This is a genomic window from Photobacterium sp. BZF1 (assembly GCF_014349205.1).
Lineage (GTDB): Bacteria > Pseudomonadota > Gammaproteobacteria > Enterobacterales > Vibrionaceae > Photobacterium.
Genome location: NZ_JACSOF010000125.1, coordinates 1 through 19,000 on the forward strand (window position 1 = coordinate 1; position 19,000 = coordinate 19,000).

General features: G+C 49.3%; 17 protein-coding genes. 8 read left to right on the forward strand and 9 right to left on the reverse strand.

The window, feature by feature from the left end; translation table 11 throughout:
• The first annotated feature begins 223 nt into the window (after positions 1 to 223).
• A complete protein-coding gene (locus BIZ37_RS22570; protein WP_187463435.1) occupies positions 224 to 2,098 on the forward strand; it encodes a putative nucleotidyltransferase substrate binding domain-containing protein in 1,875 nt (624 codons plus the stop codon).
• Between the two features lie 12 nt (positions 2,099 to 2,110).
• A complete protein-coding gene (locus tag BIZ37_RS22575) occupies positions 2,111 to 2,857 on the forward strand; it encodes an exonuclease domain-containing protein (protein ID WP_187463436.1) in 747 nt (248 codons plus the stop codon).
• A gap of 93 nt (positions 2,858 to 2,950) precedes the next feature.
• Here the strand turns inward: BIZ37_RS22575 and BIZ37_RS22580 are convergent, their stop codons facing one another.
• A complete protein-coding gene (locus BIZ37_RS22580; RefSeq protein ID WP_187463437.1) occupies positions 2,951 to 3,100 on the reverse strand; it encodes a hypothetical protein in 150 nt (49 codons plus the stop codon).
• 196 nt (positions 3,101 to 3,296) lie between these two features.
• Here BIZ37_RS22580 and BIZ37_RS30555 point away from each other — a divergent pair, with 196 nt between their 5' ends.
• Entirely contained in the window at positions 3,297 to 3,428 is a 132-nt protein-coding gene (locus BIZ37_RS30555; RefSeq protein WP_255526867.1) for a hypothetical protein, read from the forward strand.
• A 148-nt stretch (positions 3,429 to 3,576) separates the two neighbouring features.
• Here BIZ37_RS30555 and BIZ37_RS22585 read toward each other — a convergent pair whose 3' ends face one another.
• The 4 genes from BIZ37_RS22585 to BIZ37_RS22600 all read right to left on the reverse strand — a co-directional run bounded on the left by BIZ37_RS22585 (position 3,577) and on the right by BIZ37_RS22600 (position 7,395).
• The gene (locus BIZ37_RS22585; protein ID WP_187463438.1) at positions 3,577 to 4,200 is read right to left on the reverse strand and encodes a bifunctional 4-hydroxy-2-oxoglutarate aldolase/2-dehydro-3-deoxy-phosphogluconate aldolase; all 624 of its coding nucleotides are present in this window, start codon (positions 4,198 to 4,200) and stop codon (positions 3,577 to 3,579) included.
• A 26-nt stretch (positions 4,201 to 4,226) separates the two neighbouring features.
• Entirely contained in the window at positions 4,227 to 5,153 is a 927-nt protein-coding gene (locus BIZ37_RS22590; RefSeq protein WP_187463439.1) for a sugar kinase, read from the reverse strand.
• Between the two features lie 59 nt (positions 5,154 to 5,212).
• Positions 5,213 to 5,542: a cupin domain-containing protein gene (locus BIZ37_RS22595; RefSeq protein ID WP_187463440.1), complete on the reverse strand. Its 330-nt coding sequence runs from the start codon at positions 5,540 to 5,542 to the stop codon at positions 5,213 to 5,215.
• A gap of 86 nt (positions 5,543 to 5,628) precedes the next feature.
• Positions 5,629 to 7,395: a sodium:solute symporter family protein gene (locus BIZ37_RS22600; protein ID WP_187463441.1), complete on the reverse strand. Its 1,767-nt coding sequence runs from the start codon at positions 7,393 to 7,395 to the stop codon at positions 5,629 to 5,631.
• Between the two features lie 310 nt (positions 7,396 to 7,705).
• Between BIZ37_RS22600 and BIZ37_RS22605 the strand changes: the two genes are divergently transcribed.
• The 4 genes from BIZ37_RS22605 to BIZ37_RS22620 all read left to right on the forward strand — a co-directional run bounded on the left by BIZ37_RS22605 (position 7,706) and on the right by BIZ37_RS22620 (position 15,132).
• Positions 7,706 to 9,847 carry a heparinase II/III family protein gene (locus BIZ37_RS22605; protein ID WP_187463442.1) on the forward strand — a complete coding sequence of 714 codons (2,142 nt, stop codon included), beginning with the start codon at positions 7,706 to 7,708 and terminating at the stop codon, positions 9,845 to 9,847.
• Positions 9,847 to 11,997 carry a heparinase II/III family protein gene (locus tag BIZ37_RS22610; RefSeq protein WP_187463443.1) on the forward strand — a complete coding sequence of 717 codons (2,151 nt, stop codon included), beginning with the start codon at positions 9,847 to 9,849 and terminating at the stop codon, positions 11,995 to 11,997. The genes BIZ37_RS22605 and BIZ37_RS22610 overlap by 1 nt, the downstream gene beginning before the upstream one ends.
• A gap of 1,001 nt (positions 11,998 to 12,998) precedes the next feature.
• A complete protein-coding gene (locus BIZ37_RS22615) occupies positions 12,999 to 13,496 on the forward strand; it encodes a hypothetical protein (RefSeq protein ID WP_187463444.1) in 498 nt (165 codons plus the stop codon).
• A gap of 22 nt (positions 13,497 to 13,518) precedes the next feature.
• Positions 13,519 to 15,132 (forward strand): ABC transporter ATP-binding protein, encoded by a 1,614-nt coding sequence (locus BIZ37_RS22620; RefSeq protein ID WP_187463445.1) that lies wholly within the window; start codon positions 13,519 to 13,521, stop codon positions 15,130 to 15,132.
• 70 nt (positions 15,133 to 15,202) lie between these two features.
• On the opposite strand, the gene BIZ37_RS22625 is transcribed toward BIZ37_RS22620, so the two are convergent.
• Positions 15,203 to 16,117, reverse strand: a complete 915-nt coding sequence (locus tag BIZ37_RS22625; protein WP_187463446.1) for a LysR family transcriptional regulator — start codon at positions 16,115 to 16,117, stop codon at positions 15,203 to 15,205.
• 63 nt (positions 16,118 to 16,180) lie between these two features.
• Here BIZ37_RS22625 and BIZ37_RS22630 point away from each other — a divergent pair, with 63 nt between their 5' ends.
• Entirely contained in the window at positions 16,181 to 17,095 is a 915-nt protein-coding gene (locus tag BIZ37_RS22630) for an SDR family oxidoreductase (RefSeq protein ID WP_255526868.1), read from the forward strand.
• Between the two features lie 8 nt (positions 17,096 to 17,103).
• Here the strand turns inward: BIZ37_RS22630 and BIZ37_RS22635 are convergent, their stop codons facing one another.
• The 3 genes from BIZ37_RS22635 to BIZ37_RS22645 are packed head-to-tail and all read right to left on the reverse strand — an operon-like array spanning position 17,104 to position 18,865.
• Positions 17,104 to 17,541, reverse strand: coding sequence for a bifunctional diaminohydroxyphosphoribosylaminopyrimidine deaminase/5-amino-6-(5-phosphoribosylamino)uracil reductase RibD (locus BIZ37_RS22635; RefSeq protein WP_187463447.1), 438 nt, complete (start codon positions 17,539 to 17,541; stop codon positions 17,104 to 17,106).
• 50 nt (positions 17,542 to 17,591) lie between these two features.
• Positions 17,592 to 18,230, reverse strand: a complete 639-nt coding sequence (locus BIZ37_RS22640) for a glutathione S-transferase family protein (RefSeq protein ID WP_187463448.1) — start codon at positions 18,228 to 18,230, stop codon at positions 17,592 to 17,594.
• 23 nt (positions 18,231 to 18,253) lie between these two features.
• A complete protein-coding gene (locus BIZ37_RS22645) occupies positions 18,254 to 18,865 on the reverse strand; it encodes a LysE family translocator (RefSeq protein ID WP_187463449.1) in 612 nt (203 codons plus the stop codon).
• Positions 18,866 to 19,000: the final 135 nt, after the last annotated feature.

A 19,000-nucleotide genomic window follows, 5' to 3' on the forward strand; every position in this document is an offset into this window, starting at 1 on the left:
GAGGCGAGAGGCGAGAGGCGAGAGGCGAGAGGCGAGAGGCGAGAGGCGAGAGGCGAGAGGCGAGAGGTAATGGCGAGAGGTAATGGCGGAAGCGTGATGTGGAGCCGTGTTCTATTGGCAGGATAGATTCCGAAACACACTCAATTGTATTATTATATTTCCTATCGATTGCCGGTCTTGTGATTGGCATCGCCCGACTTTTCATCCCAACCGGATATCACTCATGTCTCACACCTTGCTGCCGAACATCATTGAATTTCTGACCCATGTCGATCCGTTCGATAAATTGCCTCAGGACTGCCTCGAAAAAATCGCGGGCTGTATCAAAATCAATTACCTAGGTCAGGGGGAGCGGATTGCCTTCTCCACCGATCAGGAAGAGTGCTATCTCTACATCATCCGTACCGGCGCAATGGAGCAGCGTAAATCCGATGGGGTATTGCGTGCCAAGTTGGGTGAGCAAGATATTTTCGGCTTCAGTTTCCTGCAAACGGAAGGGGACAGTAGCCATGCCGAGATGGCCTATACCGCAACGGCGATGGAAAATAGCCTGCTGTATTTGATCCCCCATGCCAAGCTCAAGCACATCCTGCGCTCCTACCCGGAATATGCCCAGCACTTTGCGGCACAGGCACAGGTTCGAATTCAGTCGGCGTTGAGTGTGGTGTGGTCAGATGATGAAAAGGGCTTGTTCTTCAAAACCGTGGCAGAAGTCGCTAGCGATAGGGTGACAGTGGTACCGGCGACATTATCGATCCAGCAAACGGCATATCGGATGACGGTTGAAACCCCATCCCCGCTGGCGGTGGTTAAAGATGGCAACCAGATTGTCGGGGTGATGACCGACCGCGATTTGGCTAAGCGGGTATTGGCAAAATGCGTCAATGCCGACAGGCAGATAAAGGAAGTGATGACACCGAACCCATTGATTGTCTCCCCCGATGATTTGGTCATGAAAGCCGCCTCCTTGATGATGCAGCACAATGTCAGAAGCCTGCCTGTGGTTAAAGACGGGCAGGTTGTCGGGGTGTTGTCGACTACCCACTTGATTCAGAAGCACCGGGTACAGGCCATTTTCCTGATCGAGAAAATTAACTACACCGACTCGCTGGAAGACTTGGTCGAATTGGCCTCTGAGCGTCAGGCGATTTTCGAGGCGTTGATTGAAGGCAATGTTGGGTCGGAGATCATCGGTCAGGTGATGGCGATGATCATGGATACCTTCAACCGCCGTATCTTGCAGCTGGTGGAAGCCAAGATGGGACCACCACCTTGCGAGTATGCCTGGGTAGTAGCCGGTTCCCATGCCCGAAATGAAGTCCACGCCCTGTCGGATCAGGACAATGCCATTATTTTGTCCGATGATGTGACTGACGATCAGCGTATGTATTTCAAGTTGCTGGCAATGGACGTCTGCAAATGGATGGACGCTTGTGGCTATAGCTTGTGTAGCGGTAACTATATGGCATCGGTACAGAAATGGTGCCAGCCGCTATCGGTTTGGAAGGCGTATTATACCAAGTGGGCAGAAAACCCAGAATACGATCGCTTGCTCAATATCACCGTATTCTTGGAAGTGCGGGCAATCCATGGCCATGCGGCGTTTTCCGAAGAGCTTCAGGCTCACCTGATGAACCTGTTGGGTGAAAATAGCAGCTTCTTGAGTATCTTGGCCAGAGACACAGTGGAGACCCAACCGCCGCTGGGTATCTTCAATAAGTTTGTCTTGGAGAAGAACGGCGATCAGAGCAACACACTCAATATCAAGAAATACGCCCTTAACCTGATAGTAGACTTAGCGCGTATCTACAGCTTGTCGGTGGGATGTACCCTGACCGGCACCGAGGAGCGTTTCCAATATGCCTTTGAGCACGGCAGCCTCAGTGAGGAAAGCCTCAAGGATATCATCGGCGCCTACCGCTTTATTACCCGGGTGCGCTACAGCCATCAGCTTCAGGCGCTTAAGAACGGTGAGGTGCCGGATAACCACATCTCACCGGATATGTTCGGTAGCTTCGAGCGCAAGCACCTCAAGGACGCATTCCGGATTATCGCCGAGCACCAGGACGCGGTAAAACTGCGTTACGGTCAGGCATAAGGGGTGTGAGGGATGAAACGATTACTGTCGTATTTCAAGCCGCTCAACCGTCTGGCGAGGGCTCAGGCCAAGTGGCAAGCTAACTATGGAGCTATTGATTCTGCCCAGCAGGTAGTAAATCTACTCGGCGTTGAACTGCCTGCCCCTGATACCCCGCTGCTAGAGAAAGATATTATCAGCCTCGACTTTGAAACTACGGGGTTGAACCCTGACAAAGATCAGATCCTGAGTATCGGTTATGTGGAAATGCAAAATGGGATGCTTAACCTCAGCAGCTGTGAAGAGACCTTTATCAAGGACAGTGGCGGGATCAATGCCCAGTCGGCGATTATCAACCAGATCACTCCGGAGATGCTCAAGTCTGGTGTCGGGCTTGACGAGGCAATGGATGCCTTGTTTGCCAAGATGGCCGGCAAGATAGTACTGGTTCATGGCCTCACGGTGGAGAAGTCTTTTCTTGAACATTATCTGCAACAACGCTTTGGGATCCCTCTTCCACCGCTGTTGTGGCTCGATACATTGCTGATTGAAAAGATGTTAGTGACCAACCGCCATATTCGCGAAGAAGGGGACTATCGTTTGTCGTCAATCCGCCAGCGCTATGGCCTGCCGGAGTACCCGAGTCATGGCGCATTGATTGATGCAGTGGCCACGGGTGAGCTGCTATTGGCCCTGCTCAATAAGTGTTTTGGTCGTGTAACGCCTCGGCTTGATGAGGTGTATGACATGCACCACTATGATTTGACGACTAGTGATTGAATCCGCAACGCTAAAGACAAAACAACAGGGGGCCTAAGATGGCCCCCTGTTTTATTCGTATCATGTTTTATGTGGTATTACTGGACGGACTCGCTATCTCAGGGAAGCGTCGTAGAGCAGGTAAGCAATGAGCAGCAAGAACAAAAAGAACACGCCAATGACAGCTTTAACACGGCGTGACAGCAAGTGCCGCTTGGAAGTCAGCAGGTAATAGGCCGAGACAATAATCAAGAACGTCGTCATGGAGAGCCCTCCACTCACTACCTTTCACTATAGGCTGTTTTGTCTCACCCTTCAGAAAGTGAGAATCTGACTTATAGTTAAGATGTCTTCCATTGTGTGAGAGCCTATGATGAACCGCCAGCTAAAGTTGAGGCTATGCATACAGGCCTTCGTCGCAGGCGCATCTCTCTTGGTGCTTACAGGCTGTGAGAGCAGTATGTTTACCCGCAGTTATGCCGAGCCGCAGATCAACCGCCAGTATATGGAGCTCTACCGTACCAGCGAGATATTAGATAGGCCCCCGCCCCATATTTACCAATACCCACGCCCTTCCTTTAGTAAGGGCTAATATCACCTGTATTGCAGATAAAAAAAGCCCCAGCTTATGGCTGGGGCAACTGGATCAATTAATGTAGTAACTTTGGCAAGTAACTAAACAAATTCAAAAAATCAAAAATGATCGACTAAAATCAGAAAATTCATCGGGGGTGAAGCAATTACTGAACTTTGGCTACAGCATCTTTAACTAGCAGGCCAAGCTCATCCCACTGCTTGTTGTCAATCAGGTTGCCCGGAACCATCCAAGTACCACCACAAGCCAGTACAGAAGGTACGGCTAGGTAGTCATCGATGTTGTTCAGGCTAACACCGCCAGTAGGCATGAACTTAACAGGGTAAACAGCGGTTAGTGCTTTAAGCATTGAAACGCCGCCAGAAGGTTCAGCTGGGAAGAACTTAAGGGTACGTAGGCCCATTTCCATTGCTTGCTCAACCAAGCTTGGGTTGTTAACACCTGGGACGATAGCAACGCCTTTCTCTTGGCAGTATTTCACTGTCGTTGGGTTGAAACCAGGGCTTACGATGAAGTCAACGCCAGCGTCGATAGCTTCGTCAACTTGCTCTTTAGTCAGAACCGTACCTGCACCGATTAGCATCTCTGGGAATTCTTTACGCATGTTGCGAATAGCTTGAGCAGCCGCTTCAGTACGGAAGGTAATTTCAGCACAAGGCATGCCGTTGTCGACTAGGGCTTTACCTAGTGGGATTGCGTCTTCAGCGTTTTTGATAGCAATAACTGGGATTACTTTCAGCGCAGCTAGTTTATCGTTTAGGTTGCTCATAATTCTTTACTCTCACTTAGTGTGTGTTAAATCGTTGGCATCGCGTCGGCAGGGATCACTGCACCTCGGTACTGGATAACCGTTGATGCAACCTGGTGGCCTGCATGAGCAGCTTGGGTTGCTGAACCGCCGGTGAAACGCTTGGCTAGGTAGCCACCGCTGAATGAGTCACCTGCTGCTGTGGTGTCGACAACTTTGTCGGCAACTAGGGCAGGGACGAATACATTCTGTTCTGCGGTAACAACAAGGCAGGCATCTTTACCACGCTTGATAGCGATTTCGGTAACGCCGGCACCTTGGGTACGTTCGATACACTCTTCTAGCGTCTCATCGCCGAACAGCAACTGCTCGTCGTCGAAAGTCAGTAGCGCAATGTCAGTTAGGGATAGCATGCGAAGGTAAGCTTCCTGTGCTTCTTTCACACAAGCCCAAAGTTTTGGACGGTAGTTGTTGTCAAACAATACCTTGCCACCTTTGCCTTTGAAATCTTCAAGGAAAGTAAATAGCTGCTCACGGCTTGCTGCCGTTAGGATAGCCAAGCTGATACCGCTTAAGTAAATCGCATCAAAAGCCATCAGGTTGTTTAGCAGTTCTGCACTTTGCTCTTGCTCAAGCAGGTACTTAGCTGCTGCATCGTTGCGCCAGTAGTGGAAGCTGCGCTCGCCAGTGCTGTCGGTTTCGATGTAGTAAAGGCCAGGCAGTTTGCCTTCTAGGCGCAGCACCAAATCCGTATTGATCCCTTCCTTGTTCCAAGCTGCCAACATTTCATCACTGAAGCTGTCGTTACCTAGGGCAGTTACGTAGGTGGTGTTGATGTCCTTGTCCTTGGTCAGGCGAGATAGGTATACCGCTGTGTTCAGGGTATCGCCACCAAAGTTACGGGTTAGTTGGTCATTGGCTTGTTGCAGTTCAATCATGCACTCGCCAAGAATGGCAATGTTCATAGTAGCCATACATACTCCGGAAAAAGGGGATGGGAAGGGGCACTAGCGTGCCCTTCCCATCAGGGTAATTACTTCAAAAAGTCCTGACGAACTGGCGAGAACATGTCTAGAAGGATGCTGCCTTCTTCAAGTGCTACTGCACCGTGAACCGCTAGTTTCGCAGCGATGTACGCGTCACCTTTTTTCAGTACGCGCTTCTCACCGTCAACTTCTGCTTCGAAGCTACCTTCAACCACGTAGCCAATCTGGTCATGGATATCGTGAGCGTGTGGGTGGCCGATAGCGCCTTTGGCGAACTCTAGGTGAACTGCCATTAGATCTTCAGTGTGGCCAACGATTTTACGCTTGATGCCATCGCCTAGGTCTTCCCACTCGGTGTTGTTGATCTCGAAAAACATTGTGTGATTCTCCCGAAAAATTAATGTGTTAAAATATTACAATTTAAAATAGGGTACAAAGGTTCAGCCTTTGCTGGTGTTATTGGTTAAGCCGCACTCGTATCGGCTGCGGCTTCAGGCTTTTTTCGAGAAGCACTCACCAGCAAAATACCGACCGTTAGTACGATAGAGCCACACAAAATAAACAGTCCACGGCCAGCTGGTTCATTTGGAATCAGGGCCATAGCTAGAATACCGAAGCCTGCAACACTGATTAGGTTACCCAGCATTGAACGCTGAGCTGTATCTAGCGATTGCTGCTCGTCACCACCAGAAACCAGTGGGGTATTCCAGTTTTCAAATAGTTTCTCGACTTCTTTCTCACGCTCAACCGTTAGGCCGTTGTAGAAGAACTTAGTCATGATGAACCAGCCACCAGTGAATACCACGTGCGCTGCCAAGCTTAGGCCAACAACCAGGTCACTCCACTCACGGCCTGTTAGCGGCTGTTCTAGGCCGAATAGACCTTCAATGTGATGGGCTTTCAGTGCGATACCGAAGATGAAAGAAACCACACCACCAACAATCAATGTTGACCAACCCGCCCAGTCTGGGGTCTTGCGAATCCACATACCAAGAAGTACAGGAATAAGCATTGGGAAGCCAATCAGAGCACCGATGTTCAGTACGATGTCGAACAGGCTCAGGTGACGTAGAGAGTTAATAAACAGACCAATCGAGATGATGATGAAGCCCATCATGATAGTGGTCAGCTTCGAAACAATGATTAGCTCTTTCTGGTTCGCATGTGGTCGGAAAATTGGCTGGTAGAAGTTACAAACGAAGATACCAGCGTTACGGTTCAGACCTGAGTCCATTGAAGACATGGTTGCTGCAAACATTGCTGACATCAGTAGGCCAACCATACCAGCAGGCATTACATTTTGTACGAATGCTAGGTATGCTGCATCACCCGCTTTGTCACCCATAGAAGCGTACTGTGCGGCGAAATCTGGCATGAAAGCACTTACGTACCAAGGTGGTAGGAACCAGATAATTGGGCCAACAACCATTAGGATACAAGCAAGACCAGCGGCTTTACGCGCGTTTTCACTGTCTTTAGCAGCAAGGTAGCGGTATGCGTTGATGCTGTTGTTCATTACACCAAACTGCTTGATGAAGATGAATACAACCCAAAGAATAAAGATGCTGATGTAGTTCAAGTTGTTACCGACCAAGAAGTTACCTTGGAAGTTATCAACGATGTTACCAATACCACCACCGTGGAAGTATGCCGCAATCGCACACGTAATTGTTACTGCCATGATTACCAGCATCTGCATAAAGTCAGACGCGATAACGGCCCATGAGCCACCCGTTACCGCCATCAGCATCAGTACGATACCGGTGAAGATAATGGTTGCTTCCATTGGGATGTTGAATACAGCGGCAACGAAGATTGCCAAACCGTTCAACCATACACCTGCCGAGATAAGGCTATCTGGCATGCTGCCCCAGGTGAAGAACTGCTCTGTGGTTTTACCAAAACGCATACGGATGGCATCAATTGCTGTTACCACACGTAGCTGGCGGAATTTTGGTGCGAAATACAGATAGTTGAGGAAATAACCGAACGCATTTGCCAAGAACAAAATAACGACGGCGAAACCATCTGTAAATGCTTTCCCTGCTGCACCAGTAAACGTCCATGCTGAAAACTGTGTCATGAAGGCGGTAGCACCTACCATCCACCACAACATCTTACCTCCCCCCCTGAAGTAATCACTGGTAGAGGTGGTGAATTTCCTAAACATCCACCCAATCGCGATTAGAAACAGGAAGTAGGCCAGAACTACGAAAGTATCAATGGTCATCTTTTTCAGCCTTAAGTTTATCGAACTGGTACTAGTGTAATAATTGAAAAGTTATATTGTAATACAAGGTCGCCATTTTCGTGACCTCAATCAAGTTTATTTTTCCGTGCTAGATCGGGTGGGGTTAATGATTGAAGGTGTATATCCATACAAAACATGGGCTTAAGCTCAGCTCTTGACCTGGGTCAACCTTGGCGGTCAAATGTGACTGCTGTCGGGTTTTTTCAAAACAGTAGTGAAACAAAAATCTATTTGTATTATTTTATATCCATCATAGAGGTGCAGTATACGCTCTAACCTAGAGGTCAATATGAACACAACGACACTGCCAGTGTTACTAACTAATGAAGAAGCTTCTGATTTACATAAAGAAATCGGAAGCTCTTCTTTAATGGGCCATACCATTGCAAAGCTACAGGCTGAACTTGAGCAATATATGGCGTTGCCAATGGATGTTCCCGGGCAAAGTGAAGCCGGGGGGTATGAACATAACAAGCATAGGCAAAACTACCATTACATAAACCTGGCTGGTCGTTTGTTCCTGATCACTAAAGATGAACGCTATGCCAAGTACGCGGGACAACTATTGACTCAATATGCAGACAAATACTTGCAACTCGACTTTCATGTCCAGCGCAACACTAACCCTCCAGGTCGCCTGTTCCACCAAATGCTCAACGAGCACATGTGGCTTATGTATGCAAGTTTAGGCTATTCATGCATTAGTGCTTGGCTTTCTGACTCGCAGCGTGATCACATCGTTGAAAACCTGTTCAAGCCGATGTTGACGGTGGCGACCGAGAAGTATGACTTTGATTTTGACCGTATTCATAACCACGGCATCTGGGCTGTGGCAGCAGCGGGTATCTGCGGATTAGCCATTGGCGAGCGCAAGTATGTTGAGATGGCAGTATATGGCCTCAACGGTGATGGTAAAACGGGTGGCTTCCTCGCCCAATTGTCAGAGCTGTTTTCGCCATCGGGTTACTACATTGAAGGTCCTTATTACCATCGTTTTGCAATTCGTCCTTTGGCGGTGTTTGCCGAGGTACTGCACCGCCATATGCCTGAGTTGGATATCTACAACTACAAGGATCAGGTGATCAAGAAGACCACCCATGCCTTGCTGGCAACGGCATACCCGAACGGTCTGTTCCCGGCTTTGAATGATGCATCCAAGAGCATGGGCATTACAGACATGGGCGTGGTGGTCGCCGTGAGCATGGTCTTCAAGCGTTACGGTTTTGATGAAAACCTGCTGGGAATGGCACAGATCCAGGATCAGGTCTGGATGCACCCATGTGGCCTGAGTCTATCGCAAGCTTGTGATGCAGAGGGCAATATCGAGCAGCCGTTCTGGCCGAGTGTTGAGCTGAACGAAGGCCCTGACGGCAACAGTGGTGCGCAAGGTTTCCTGCGCATGCAGGCGAAAGACAAAGATATCTGCCAGCTATCCATGAACTACGGACAGCATGGTATGGGCCACGGCCACTTTGATACCTTGGGTATCGCTTTCTATAACCGTGGCCAGGAAGTACTGCGTGAATATGGCTTTGCCCGCTGGGTGAATATCGAGCCTAAATTCGGTGGCCGTTACCTGGATGAGAACAAGAGCTACGCCCGCCAGACCATCAACCACAACAGCGTGACGGTGGACGAAGGCTGCCAGAACCAGTTTGATGTCAACCGCGCAGACAGCGTACACGGCAAGCCGCACTTCTTCATGGGTGAAGGTGCCGAGCTGCAGGCGATGAGCGCCTTTGCTGATGAGCATTATCCTGGAACAGGCATGCAGCGCACCGTGATGATGCTGAAATCTGATGCGCTGGAGAGCCCACTGCTGATCGATCTATACCGCCTGACTAGCGATAAACCGCACCAGTACGACTATTCGCACCAATATCAGGGCCAGATCATCCGTACCGACTTTGATTACAAAGCCAACACCGAACTCCACCCGCTGGGTGATGATTATGGTTACCAGCACCTATGGAACCTAGCTCGCGGCGAAGCGGGTAACAGTGCTTTGATTAGCTGGCTGCAGGGCAATAGCTACTACACTTGGCTTGGCACCAGTTCAAGTTCTGACAACGAAGTGATTTTCACCCAGACCGGTGCCAACGATCCGCAGTTTAACCTGCGCCATGAGACCAGTTTTATTATGCGAACCACGGGCAAAGACCTGCTGTTCGCCTCTGCATTAGAGACCCACGGTTACTTCAATGAGGCAGTAGAAGCCTCGGTTGATGCCCGTGGCACACTAAACAAGATAAACGTTCTGGCTCATAACGAGACAGGTTCGGTAGTTGCTATCGAAGGGGAAAGCATCCGCTTCACCGTCATGGTGAGCAACCAACCGAATGTGACCGACACGACCGAACATCGAATTATCATTAATGACACAACCTATAGCTGGAAAGGATTCCTTGCTGTTGAGCAGGAGACGAAATAATGACGTATCAACCACTACTGATGAGCTTCGACGAAGCCGCAATCCTTCGTGAAGATCTGGGTAAAGACACCCTGATGGGCAATGCACTGGCCCGTGACATTGCAAAACTGGAAGACTACATCGCAACGGTTGGTATCGAAGTACCTGGCCACGGCGAAGGTGGCGGCTATGAGCACAACCGCCATAAGCAAAACTACATCCATATGGATATTGCCGGCCGTCTATACCTGATCACTGAGAACGAAGCTTACCGTGATTACATCCGCAACCTGTTGGTGGCATACGCAGAGGTTTACCCTAAGCTGGAGCTGAACGTCAGCCTAGACAGTAACCACCCTGGCCGTATCTTCCACCAGACTCTGAACGAGAACATGTGGATGCTTTACGCTTCTTGTGCGTATAGCTGTATCCACCACACGCTGTCTGATGATGAGCGTCGCCTGATCGAAAACGATCTGTTCCAGATCATGGCTGATATGTTTGTTGACACTTACGCCCACGACTTCGATATCATCCACAACCACGGCCTATGGGCTGTAGCCGGTGTGGGTATCTGTGGTTACGCTATCCAGAACCAAGAAATCGTTGATAAGGCGCTTTACGGCCTGAAAGGCGATAGCGTAAGTGGTGGTTTCCTGGCCCAGCTTTCCCAACTGTTCTCGCCAGACGGCTACTACATGGAAGGTCCTTACTACCACCGTTTCTCGCTGCGCCCAATTCAGCTGTTTGCTGAAGCCATTGAGCGTCGCCAACCAGAAGTGGGTATTTTCGCCCATAAAGACGGTGTGATTAAAACAACCAGCTATGCAGTAATGTCAACGGCTTTCCCTGACGGTACGCTACCGGCTTTGAATGACTCGTCCAAGACCATCGACATCAACGATGAAGGTGTTCTGATCACGACTAGTGCTTGTTTCGGCCGTTACGAAGAAGACGCCAACCTACTAGCGATGGCTGCTCACCAGAAAGATGTGTGGGTACATATCTCAGGTAAGAAACTGTCTGACGCGGTAGCAAAAGAAGAGACTATCCCGGCATTTAACTGGGGTAGCTTGTTTGTGACAGATGGTCCTAATGGCGACAAGGGTGGCCTGACTATCATGCGTCACCGTGACAGCAAAGACCAAGATACCATGGCATTGCTATGGTTCGGCCAGCACGGTTCTGATCACCAGTACCACTCGGCACTGGATCACGGTCACTACGACGGCCTGCACCTAAGCGTATTCAACAAAGGCCACGAAACCCTGCATGACTACGGTTTCGGTCGCTGGGTTAATGTTGAGCCTAAATTCGGTGGCCGCTACATTCCAGAGAACAAGAGCTACTGTAAGCAAACTATTGCTCATAATACTGTGGTTGTTGATCGCAAGACCCAGAACGAATTCAACACTGCGCTGGCTGAATCTCGTCACGGTGAACTGCACTTCTTCAAAACTGACAACGAAGACTTCCAGGGCATGAGCGGCATCGTACGCGAATACTACGCTGGTGTTGATATGCAGCGTAGCGTGCTACTGGCGAAAGTTGACGGTATCGAAAGCCCATTGATCATCGACCTATACCGTTTGATCTCTGATGACGAGCACGAGTATGACTTCCCTGTACACCATACGGGCCAGATCATCCGTACCGATTTCGACTACCAGGCAAATGCTAGCTTGAAGCCAATGGGCGAAAGCGATGGCTACCAGCACATCTGGCAGGTTGCCCAGGGCGAAGTCTCAGGCAGCACGCTGGTAAGCTGGCTGCATGACAACAGCTACTACAGCTTGGTGAGCTCTGCGGGTGACAAGGGTGAAGTGATCTTCGGCCGCCTGGGTGCCAACGATCCTGATTTCAACCTACGTTCTGAGCCAATGTTCGTATTGCGCCAGAAAGCGAAATCTCATCTTTTTGCCAACGTGCTGGAAACGCACGGTTACTTCAATGAAGCGGTAGAAGCATCGGTTGATGCTCGCGGTAAAGTAGAGCGCGTTGAAGTGGTTGGTATGGATGATGTGGCTTCTGTTGTTCGCCTGCACCTTGTTGACAGTCAGGTACTGACTTATGCGGTATCTAACCAAACTGGTGGCCTGCAAGATGGCAAGCACGAAGTCAGCTTTGCTGGCGAGACCTTCAGCTGGGAAGGTCCATACGCTCAGCTATAACTAACACTTACTAAGTGATTAATGGAAAGCCGGGCTCGCCCGGCTTTTTTACGTTTATACCCAAGCGACTTCAAGATGTAGGCTCACTGCGCCCTGAGGCAGCTTAAGTATATAAGCCCTGACGCATAACGTGTATCAGGGCTTTTGTATTATTAATTGGTTGGTTTTTGAGTTGCAAATGAGATCTAGGTCACGTTACAGCAAAGATATTGGTGATTTTTGGTGGGTTTAGTAATCACGCGCTTTGAGTATATTGTATTACAAGATGGCTGATCATATAATGCCTCCATCAATCAAGATAGCCGTTCCTCAAGTGGCTACCCTGAACTGACTTATTATAACAATCTACTTCCTAACTTAAGCTTTGCCTTGTCTAACAGCGCTCTAGGACGGAGCGCTATTTTTTTGCCTGTTTTCAGTTCCTCTTGATGTATTTCCTCTTCTTCAACCTCATATTTCCAGCCATTTTGCCTAAGCCATAAAGCGATGACCTGATACACCAAAAGGGTGTTGACTCTGGGTTTGTTCGAGGGTTTATCCTTGTTTACAGATTCAGCGAGCTAGGTTTAAATAAATGATTTTAATTGTATTTTTTGTAATATGGTTAGTATGGTTTTTCTATAATCTGCAGCGTTTCGAGCAGGCTTCACATGACGAAATGGAGGAGGTAACTGAAGAGCGAGAATGTCTGGAATTATGCCGATGCAGCCTTGGAAACTATGGACCGGTATTGCCCGAGCATATCCAGGACTTTATCGAAGCTAAGTATTTCGATTCAAGGTTCGATGCTAACTCTGAAGACGGCACAGATCGCTCTTGTAGGAGCTAACGGTTGGCTGGGCATCAACTACTTGGCGCGCATCCGCAGTTTGAAGCGCTGCGGATAAACGAGAAAACGCTAGAAGGTCTACAATTTGCCAAAGTGAAAACAATACTCACTTGCAATTGATAATTAATTGCATTTAATATCCCAAGCAAATGGGATTTTGTAGGTGCGTATTGTGAATCTTGAACAGTGCTGGGTAAGATATTTGAAAGCGGAAGAGTTGATGGCACAAGGGCATTGGCCTGAAGCCCATCGACTCTATGATGATGTATTGAGCCATTTGCCGGGGCATATTTCCCTTGCCCTTGAGCACCAAGGTACCAAACCCTGCCAATTCGCCTGCCTCCTTGGCGGATTGCGTGATACCAGCATAGCCAACTCCGAGATCCTCAACAAACAGGGTGCCCACCAAGAAGCGTTCCAAGTCCTCAACCAGACTTATGCCTTCCTTCAATTCCTGCAATTGGAGCAGCACGAATTGGTGGAGCGTGTGAGAAGCGTTCTCAGCAAACAGGTCGAAGAGTTGTATTCGCACATGGCAGCATTCTGTAGTGCCCAGCGCAATGACCAGTGGATGTTGGAATTTAACCAAGTTACCCGTGCCCACCAAAAATTTTCCTACCTTCATTCGTTCGGCGGCTCAGAGCCAGGTAGCCCGCTACTCTATAATTAATCCAAAACCACAAGGATATGTGATGACCGTTAACTCCATTCTTTCGGTGAACAACCTCTCTGTCAGCTTTAAGACAAATGATGGTATCGTCGATGCAGTAAAGAATGTCAGCTTTGAACTCAAAGCCGGCGAAACCCTTTCTATTGTAGGGGAGTCCGGCTCGGGTAAATCAGTATCGACCAATGCTCTGATGAAGCTGCTGCCGGACAACGCCATTGTTCACCCGGACTCTGCCATTTACTTCGAAGGGGATTCGGTACTTGATTTGACCGAAGCTCAGATGCAGCGCATCCGTGGCGATCGTATCAGCATGATTTTCCAAGAGCCGATGACCTCCCTCAACCCTTATATGCGGGTTGGTATCCAGGTCGCCGAGGCGATCCTCAGCCATCGTCCGGTGAGTAAGAAGCAAGCCAAGCAAAAGGTGCTTGAGTTGTTTGAGTTGGTACATTTGCCAAACCCGCAACAGGCATACGAAAAGTTTCCCCATGAATTTTCGGGCGGCCAGTTGCAGCGTATCATGATTGCGATGGCATTGATCAATGAGCCGGATATCCTGATTGCCGATGAACCCACCACGGCGCTGGATGTGACGGTACAGGCAGAGGTACTGGATTTGATGAAGGAGATCCAGGCCAAAATGGGAATGGCAATTTTGTTTATTACCCACGACCTAGGCGTGGTGAAACATTTTGCTGATCGGGTGGTGGTAATGTGCAAGGGAGAGTTGGTCGAGGAAGGGACGACCGAACAGTTGTTTGCAGCCCCTGAGCATAGCTATACCAAAATGTTGATCGATGCGGTGCCAAAAGGCGCCAAAGACCCGGTACAAGAGTTGGCCCCGGAGTTAATCAAAGCCGATGATATTCGGGTTCGATTCCTGATAAAGCCCCATTTCATGGCCAGTCGCAATGAATACTTCGAGGCGGTGAAAGGGATATCACTCGAACTCAAACAGGGTGAAACACTTGGCATCGTCGGGGAGTCGGGCTCTGGCAAATCCACACTGGGTCGGGCACTGGTTGGTTTGCTGCCATCTACCGGAAAAATCCAATTCAAAGGTCAAGATCTTGGCCTACTCAGTGAAAAAGCACGTTTCGAGCTCAAAAAAGACGTGCAGGTAGTATTCCAAGACCCTTATGGTTCGCTATCTCCGCGCATGACTATCGGTGAAATTATTACCGAGGGCCTGACTGTCCACCAACCGGAACTTGGCAAAGCCGAGCGGATGCAACGGGCCCGCGAGGTGCTGACAGAGGTCCGCCTCGACCCTGCTTCCATCAACCGCTATCCGCATGAGTTTTCGGGCGGCCAGCGTCAGCGTATTGCCATTGCCCGTGCCCTGATCTTGAAGCCGTCATTCATATTGCTAGATGAGCCGACATCGGCGCTGGACCGATCGGTGCAACTCACGGTGATTGACCTACTCAAAGACTTGCAGAAGCGTTACAACATAGGTTACCTGTTTATCAGCCATGATCTGTCAGTGGTGAAGGCTCTGTCAGATAGGGTGATGGTGATGCAGCGCGGTGAAGTTATGGAGGAAGGGGCCGCCGAAGAAATATTTCACAACCCGCAAAATGAGTACACCAAGAAATTGATTGAGGCCTCTTTCGACTTGGATCAGGTAGCTTAACTCGATAACCAGAAACCGGCGCAACCACATAAAGAGCACCTGATTTATTCAGGTGCTTTTTTATTGTCTCTTACTGCAGTTGCCCACTTAAAGCCTGCCGAAACACTTCTCTTTGCTCACGCATAAACTCAATAAACAATTGCGATTTCAGTGGGAGGTACTTCTTGTCCGGATAGACGAGCAGCATGGATTTATCCTGTGGGACCCAGTCGTCGAGCAGGAACTCCATCTCGCCCTGCTGGTGCTCATGCCTGAACAGCGAGATGGGCAGGTAACCGATGCCAGCCCCGTTGAGTGCTAACTCTTTAGTGACATTGAGATCGTCGGAAACCAAGGTGGTGGTTTCGCTGACATCGACATGCTCACCGTTTTTGGCGAAACGCCAGGGCAGAAAGTACCCTTCGACATGATTGCGTATACAAGGTAGTTGGTATAGCTCGAGTGGGTGTGTCGGCTTACCGTATCGGGCGATAAAGCACTTGCTGGCACCCAGCACATATTTAACCGGGGAGAGGGTCAATGCCATCAGCGAGGAGTCATGCAGCGGGCCGAGCCTGAAGGCAAAATCGATATTTTGCTTGGTCAAATCCTGAAAACGGTTCGATGAGCTGAGGTTGATATTGATCGTGGGATATTTGCGATGGAAGGCTGCCAGCATAGGAGCTAACAAATCTTGGCTCAGTGCCCTAGGCGCGGTAATGGTGAGGGTGCCTACCGGAAGGTTTGCCATCTCTTCGGCTTCAATACAGAGCTCGGAAACCGTATCGGCGATCAGCTGTGCCTTGGGCAGGACCTGTTGGCCTAATTCCGTCAGCGACAGCGAGCGGGTTGAGCGGTTGAGCAGCTTGGCCCCTAGCTCTTGTTCAAGTTGCTGGATTTTGCGGCTCACCGTGGTGGTCGGCACATTGAGTTGCCTGGCCGCTTCGACAAAGCTATTGAGTTCAACTACCTTGGCAAAAAGCGGTAATGCAGAGATGTCTTTCATGGTGATGGCCTTCATCCCGTATTTGGGATAGTAAAACTCAATTTAACAGGCTAATCAACACTAATGGAATTAACTATATTGTATCCATCGCAAGGCAATGACAACACAGAGGTCAAAATGGATATCTTGGTATTGGGCGCAACGGGTAACACGGGGTCAGAAGTTGTAAGACAGTTGGCACAAGCAAAAGCTGATTTTGGTATTTTGGCACGCAGCAGCGAGGCGGCAGGCAAACTTGACCTGCGCACCGAGCAAGTTCGTATTGGTAGCTTTGACGATACGGCATCCCTGGTATCGGCAATGGAAGGGGTTGGTAAAATCTATGTGGCCATGCCCGCTCACCCCAACAATGTCCAGTGGATTGAAAATGTCGTCGCAGCGGCTAAAGCCGCGGGTGTCAGACAAATTGTGAAACTGTCTGGCATGGGCGCCAAGGCAGATGCGGGATCAGAAATTATCCGTACCCATGTAGCGACAGATGATCTGGTTAAAGGCTCGGGAATTGCCTATACCATAGTGCAGCCTAACTCGTTCTTCCAGAACCTATATGGCAGTCTTGCGACCATTAACAGCATGGGCAAATTCTTCTTGCCACTGAAACAGGCCAAGCAGAGCGTGATTGATATCCGCGATGTGGCGGCTGTGATAGTGACGGCGTTGACCCGAGATGGCCACGAAAACCAAACCTATCTGGTTTCCGGCCCTGAAGCCCTGACCTTTGCAGAGCAAGCCGCCATTTTGAGCGAGGTGTCAGGTAAGCAAATTGATTATGTTGCTGTCAGCCAGGCTGATGCCGAAGCAGCGCTGAAAGGGGCGGGTATGGATGACTGGTCGGCTGAAAAACTGGCCGAAATCATGGCTTGGTTTGGCGAGGGGCATTACACCGAGGTCACCGATACCGTCGAGAAGGTAACAGGGAATAAGCCACGTAACTTCCGCGATTTTGCCAAGGAGTTTGCGACTGTGATTTCTCGCTAAGTGCCAAATCAAGATTTGCCAAGGTAGGGGCCCAGAAATTGGCTGACCTGATCACGGCATAATCCCACTTCAACCCTGACTCCGGCTTGTTCTAGGATAGCGATCCCCTTTCCGCTGTTTCTCGGATCAGGGTCGAGCATGGCAACCACAACATGCTTTATTCCGGCTTCGGCCAGTGTCTTGGCACAGGCCGGTGTGCGGCCGACAAAAGAGCAAGGCTCCAAAGTGACATAAGCACTGACGCCCTCGAATGTATCTGCTCCAGTGGCTATATAGGCAATGAGTGCCTCGACCTCGGCATGGTTGCCACCTATCTTCTGGGTATGGCCTTCGGCGACGATGCGGTCATCTTTTACCAGCACGCAGCCAACCGGTGGGTTGGGCTGGCACTCTGGCAATGCTTGCTGTGATAGCTCAAGGGCGCGGAGCATAAATTTCTCAGCCATGTACTCTCTATCTCTGTAACGGGTATTAGGCGGGTATATTACCTGATACGTCACTGAAATGGCGTGAGATCGATATCTTCTAATTCGCTGACCGCTTGAATGGTTGGGTGCTGAGACATCCGTTTGAGATAAGCCGCTAGATGAGTGAAATGAAGCGGGGATTTCTTTATCGGCAATGACCACTCGGCCAGCATGAACAAGAAAAAATCGCAGGCCGTGAGGCTATCACCTAGCAAGTAAGTATTGCTGGCCAACTGGTTGTCTATCACCGCTAATGCTTCGGCGATACGATCGTCTTGTGCGGCAATCACATTGGAAATAGTACTTTCATCATTGGTATGGCGGTGCGGGTAGTAGCGAACCATTAGCTCGGCTTGCAGGGTATTGTTGAGATAGGTTAACCACTGGAAAAACAGTGGTCTTAACGGGCTGCCAATGTCAGGGAGCAAGCCATGTTCTGGGTGTTGTTCACATAAATGAATACAGATGGCCGGGCTTTCAAAAAGGACAGTGCTGTTCTCAACCAAGGTAGGTATCCGGCCTGCTGGGTTGAGTTTTAGATATTCCGGAGATTTCTGTGAATTGGACTTTTTGTCGACCAGTAACAATTCATAGTCCAGCCCCATATGGTGCAGTAAAAAATGTGGGGCTAGGCTGGCATTATTGGGGTAGTAATAGAGTTGGTACACAATATTATCCTTGCTCGAGAGTATTAGCCTAATTGCTGCAAGAGTTCGCTGATCACTGGCAGTATAGAGAGTATTAATAAACCGGACATGGATAAATTGAACCACTTGCGGTGGGCATCATTGTTCAAATACCGTTTGAGCCATGAGCCGAAGTACAGCCATATACCAACACAAGGGAATGAGACAATCAAGAATGTGCCTGCCAACATCAAGGTTTGCAAAGTAAACTCATGTCCTGAGACGGTGAACGCGGCAATAGCACCGGTTGCCACCACCCAGGCTTTGGCATTTACCCATTGGAACAAGGCACCATTAATAAAGGTCAGTGGTTGTGATTGTTCTTTGGCGTTTAACCCGTCGCTAGAGCTGGAAATTAGCCAGGCTAAATAAAGGAGGTACAGCACACCGGAGACTTTAATAAGAGTATGTAAGCGGGGGAAAATTTCAAATACCTGGCCGAAACCAAACCCGACGAGCAATAACATGAAAGAAAAGCCAACGCATATTCCGCACAATACGGGTAAGCTTTTCTTAACGCCAAAGTTAAGGCCGGATGTCATCACTAATATGTTATTGGGGCCTGGTGTCGCGGATGAGACGACGGCAAATAACACCAATGAGAATATGTAATCCATTACTTCCTCATAGCTAAATTATATCGACACAACTAATTTGTCACCTTAGCGAGGCTAGGATGTCTAATTTTGTGTGCTTGTTGGCTTTTTCCTTGGAGATACTTTATCGCTAATTGTTTGGCGCTAAGAAATACC

Excerpts from the sequence above, each read along its gene's own strand:
- BIZ37_RS22570 (WP_187463435.1), top strand. The coding sequence starts at position 224 with ATGTCTCACACCTTGCTGCCGAACATCATTGAATTTCTGACCCATGTC.
- BIZ37_RS22590 (WP_187463439.1), bottom strand. The coding sequence starts at position 5,153 with ATGGCTACTATGAACATTGCCATTCTTGGCGAGTGCATGATTGAACTG.
- BIZ37_RS30555 (WP_255526867.1), top strand. The coding sequence starts at position 3,297 with ATGTTTACCCGCAGTTATGCCGAGCCGCAGATCAACCGCCAGTATATG.
- BIZ37_RS22600 (WP_187463441.1), bottom strand. The coding sequence starts at position 7,395 with ATGACCATTGATACTTTCGTAGTTCTGGCCTACTTCCTGTTTCTAATC.
- BIZ37_RS22595 (WP_187463440.1), bottom strand. The coding sequence starts at position 5,542 with ATGTTTTTCGAGATCAACAACACCGAGTGGGAAGACCTAGGCGATGGC.
- BIZ37_RS22580 (WP_187463437.1), bottom strand. The coding sequence starts at position 3,100 with ATGACGACGTTCTTGATTATTGTCTCGGCCTATTACCTGCTGACTTCC.
- BIZ37_RS22610 (WP_187463443.1), top strand. The coding sequence starts at position 9,847 with ATGACGTATCAACCACTACTGATGAGCTTCGACGAAGCCGCAATCCTT.
- BIZ37_RS22620 (WP_187463445.1), top strand. The coding sequence starts at position 13,519 with ATGACCGTTAACTCCATTCTTTCGGTGAACAACCTCTCTGTCAGCTTT.
- BIZ37_RS22575 (WP_187463436.1), top strand. The coding sequence starts at position 2,111 with ATGAAACGATTACTGTCGTATTTCAAGCCGCTCAACCGTCTGGCGAGG.
- BIZ37_RS22635 (WP_187463447.1), bottom strand. The coding sequence starts at position 17,541 with ATGGCTGAGAAATTTATGCTCCGCGCCCTTGAGCTATCACAGCAAGCA.
- BIZ37_RS22625 (WP_187463446.1), bottom strand. The coding sequence starts at position 16,117 with ATGAAAGACATCTCTGCATTACCGCTTTTTGCCAAGGTAGTTGAACTC.
- BIZ37_RS22630 (WP_255526868.1), top strand. The coding sequence starts at position 16,181 with ATGGAATTAACTATATTGTATCCATCGCAAGGCAATGACAACACAGAG.
- BIZ37_RS22645 (WP_187463449.1), bottom strand. The coding sequence starts at position 18,865 with ATGGATTACATATTCTCATTGGTGTTATTTGCCGTCGTCTCATCCGCG.
- BIZ37_RS22605 (WP_187463442.1), top strand. The coding sequence starts at position 7,706 with ATGAACACAACGACACTGCCAGTGTTACTAACTAATGAAGAAGCTTCT.
- BIZ37_RS22585 (WP_187463438.1), bottom strand. The coding sequence starts at position 4,200 with ATGAGCAACCTAAACGATAAACTAGCTGCGCTGAAAGTAATCCCAGTT.